Source organism: Nostoc sp. T09 (genome assembly GCF_002154695.1).
In the GTDB taxonomy this organism is placed as follows: domain Bacteria; phylum Cyanobacteriota; class Cyanobacteriia; order Cyanobacteriales; family Nostocaceae; genus Aulosira.
The window spans coordinates 2,083-5,812 of the sequence record NZ_MTAV01000235.1; the positions used below are offsets into that span (position 1 = coordinate 2,083).

Consider the following 3,730-nt stretch of genomic DNA (forward strand, 5'->3'; position numbering starts at 1 on the left):
TCCTCAGCGTCACTCTGCGTTTAAAATCACTCACCTTATAACAGATATAACTAGGAGATGACTCAATGGCTAGAGTAATTTTTTATGAAAAACCAGGCTGTAAAGGTGGTACAAGACAGAAAGTATTGCTCACAGCCGCAGGCCATGAAGTAGTACCACAGAGTTTACTCGCAGAACCTTGGACTGCTGAACGATTGCGTTCTTTCTTTGGCGATCGCCCCGTAGCCGAATGGTTTAATCCGAGTGCGCCACGGGTAAAATCTGGTGAAGTGGTTCCGGAAAAGCTTGATGCAGACACCGCTTTATCATTAATGCTGCAAGATCCGCTATTAATTCGCCGTCCGTTAATTCAAGTAGGCGATCGCCGCGAGGTAGGATTTGAAGTCGAAAAGCTTGATGCTTGGATTGGCTTACAGCCTGTCGATGAATCTTTCCGAGAAATGGCTGAAAACCTCATGAGCAAAGATTTACAAGGCTGCGCCCACGGTGGAAATCATGAACATCATCATCATGAGCATGGACAGGGTGGCTGTAAGGGTCATCATCAAAAAGAAACTAGCTGTAACCATTAATTAATGCCAGTTTATTCGGCTTGATATTTGGGCGATCGCATTATCTCAAAAGAGCGATCGCTTTTTAAATATCGCATCACAAGAAAAGAGCAAGTATTTACCCACTCCTAAACAAACTGAAGTGGTCTCCTTCGTGACGGAAGCGGTCTTCTTCGTGACGGTTGCGGTCTAACTCGTGATGGAAGTGGTCTCCTTCGTGACAGAAGCGGTCTCCTTCGTGATGGTAGCGGTCTTCTTCGTAACGGTAGCGGTCTCCCTCATGACGGTAGCGGTCTCCCTCATGACGGAAGCGGTCTTCTTCGTGACGGTTGCGGTTTACCTCGTGGCGGTTGCGATTTGAGAAACGAAATCCAAGAGTATCAATTGTTTATTGCGATTCAATACCGAGAAATTACTGGTATTACCTGAAAATTCTATTAAAAAAATTGTAAATTACACTGAACCAAAAAAACATTTAATTAGGGCAAGCTAGCTCTGGAAGCATCTTAAAAAATAAACTTATGGCTCGCCAAAAGAAATCATCTCGCGTTTTGGAAAAAGCTCAGTTAAGATTTTTTGGACTGAAATCGATTGTTCCAGAAATCAAATTGGATGAGGATTATAATTTGGGAAAACTGATGGGGTCAATTGAGCAGTTACGTAACAAAATTGGTGTTTATAACACTGCTTTATCTGTAGTTGATTCTTCTAAAGATGAAATTGAAGAAATGGAAAAAAACTTAAGTCAGCTTTGTGAAAAAATGCTGATGGTAGTTGCTATTAAGTATGGCAAAGACAGCCGCGAATATGAAATGGCAGGTGGTGTTCGGAATAGCGATCGCGTCCGCAAAATCAGAGCCAGCCGCTTAAAATCTGTGGCAGAAAAAGCATCAGATGAGAATGTTAAACCTGTCTAGAAACATAAATTCTTTGTAGGGGCACGGCACTAGTAAAATTATTGTATGCACCGAAAGATTCTGGATGCCGTGCCCCTACTTAATTATGTTTTTTAAAAAAAATTAGATCGTTCCGCTTCGCTAAACTCTAATAAGGGAAAAAGAAAGAAGGGTAGAGGGGAAACGGTTTAAAGTATAAAGGGCTACTGAAGAATACTCCCGAACGCGTAGACAACACGAAAACCATAAGTGTCGTCGTGGATGTCGCGGTGATTGACGGGGCGAGACGCGGAACGGCAGTTCTTAGGATTGCTGAGCCAGGAACCGCCCCGCAGCAGACGAGAATTAGAATTAGTATCTATCCAGGCACTTCCATCTGTTGGCGCTTTTTCGTAGCTGTCATGCCAAGTATCTTGACACCACTCCCAAACGTTCCCGTGCATATCGTATAATCCAAAGCCGTTGGGGGGAAAACTTCCTACTTCTGTTGTTTCTCCACGATATTGGCCCTGTAACTCAGAAGCGTAAGTGTAATCGCCATTGTAATTGGCTAACTCAGTTGTAATTGTCTTACCGAAGTGAAAAGGTGTCGTAGTTCCTGCACGAGAGGCATATTCCCACTCTGCTTCACTAGGTAGGCGATATTGGTTGTTTGTATGTTGTGAAAGGCGTGAGCAAAACTCAACGGCATCATACCAAGAAACTCTTTCTACTGGTCGTCTATCTCCTTTAAATCTAGATAGGTCTGCTTTCAGGTCACGGTTAACTTTGGGTAATGCTGCTACTCGTCTCCATTGCGCTTGGGTAACTGGATGTTTACCCATGAAGAATGATTCAACACTTACTTGATGCTGAGGTTTTTCATTATCTTTTCCTTCCCCTGATGGTGAACCCATGATAAATTTCCCACTAGGAATGGCAACCATTTCCAAAATGACACCATTGCCTAAGTCTTCAGTAAAATATTGCGATTGACGTTTTTCTCGTTTAACTTCCTCACCTTTAGCATTTACCGTCACCACATCAAATTTAAATACTTGTAGTTCAGGAGTGACTGACTTCTCTCCCCTTAATGAAGTAACAGGCTCAGGAGTTGGCTCGGTTGACCTTTCTCCCCTTGATGAAGTAACAGGCTCAGGAGTTGAGGATGCTGAAGAAACTCCCTGTTTATTAGCAATTCTGATAAATGCTTCAATTACCTGCATATCTGACCCCCTAGCAGCCACATTCACCCGCAGCCATAATTGTCTAGCTAATTCTCAATCTCCTATAACTTCAGCTTGATAAGCATCTAGTTTCAGTTGGTTAATATCATTCAGCGTTGCGTAGTCGGGTAACAAAATTAAGTGTAGTTTTGTAGCAGGTTCGGCTGTAACATAGGGATTTTGCAGGGTTTTCCGATGCGTTTGATTGATTGCGGGTACTCTTGCTTGTAAATATCTATCCAATCTTTCTACTGTGGCGCAGTTTCCTTCACCTGCTATCCTCAATCCTTCTAACAATGCTTGAGTGAATGAGCCATGTTGTAACTGCTCAATTTCATAAGACTTTTGACTGGGACTGCAAGAATAAAAGGTGACTATTCCCTGATGTTCTTCACCAATACCCACTCCCCGCCTGCTGCCTTCATCGCGGCAAGCATCTAAAAACAACACTACATTATCTGCCCCACTGCGGCGCAATCTTTGGGTAACAAATTCAACCGGGATTGCTGTATGTTCTACATCGCCTGGGTCGCTATCTATAAGCATAAGATAATCGCGATCGCCTTCCCGACAACCATGACCAGCAAAGAAGAACCAGAGATTATCCCCTGGTTCTAGTAGTGGCTTTTCAAAGTTTGCTCTTAAGAACCGCCGCAAGTTCCCGTAAGTTGGCTGAGTGGGAATTGGTGGATTGATCGCAATTGGGGGAGAATCGTCAGTGAAGAGGAAAACTTGATCAAATCTGGCTTCCTTCCCAAACCAATCGCGCATAGCTTCGGCATCTAGTTTCGCGTAATTTAGGTGCTGGAGATTGTTGTACTGATTAATGCCAATTGCGATCGCCCAATTTTTAGCCATTCTGCGTTGGTATGCTCGTCTGATTGCCAGTTTAGGTGTTACTACTGAATAATAGTAATGCAAGAGTCAGGAGAGACGGGATTAATCGCGTCTGTATTGTAGGGTGGAATAGCACTTACTTAAGCAAAAGTTGCTTGCTGCCCAGATCCCCGACTTCTTAAAGGATACAGCTGGCAAATAGGGGGTAATACCCCTCAATATAAGCCCAAACTGAAAATAA

3 protein-coding genes and 1 pseudogene are annotated in these 3,730 nt (G+C 43.4%); 3 read left to right on the plus strand and 1 reads right to left on the minus strand.

From position 1 onward, the window contains the following. Positions 1 to 65 precede the first annotated feature (65 nt). The 3 genes from BV372_RS33185 (at position 66) to BV372_RS33190 (ending at position 1,468) form a co-directional block, all read left to right on the plus strand. Entirely contained in the window at positions 66 to 572 is a 507-nt protein-coding gene (locus BV372_RS33185) for an ArsC/Spx/MgsR family protein (protein ID WP_086691534.1), read from the plus strand. 178 nt (positions 573 to 750) lie between these two features. Continuing rightward, the gene (locus tag BV372_RS36905) at positions 751 to 912 is read left to right on the plus strand and encodes a hypothetical protein (RefSeq protein WP_218776806.1); all 162 of its coding nucleotides are present in this window, start codon (positions 751 to 753) and stop codon (positions 910 to 912) included. A gap of 160 nt (positions 913 to 1,072) precedes the next feature. Then, entirely contained in the window at positions 1,073 to 1,468 is a 396-nt protein-coding gene (locus BV372_RS33190) for a hypothetical protein (RefSeq protein ID WP_086691537.1), read from the plus strand. Positions 1,469 to 1,650: 182 nt separating this feature from the next. On the opposite strand, the pseudogene BV372_RS33195 reads toward BV372_RS33190, so the two are convergent. Then, positions 1,651 to 3,510 (minus strand): annotated as a pseudogene (locus BV372_RS33195) (SUMF1/EgtB/PvdO family nonheme iron enzyme). Between the last annotated feature and the right edge of the window lie 220 nt (positions 3,511 to 3,730).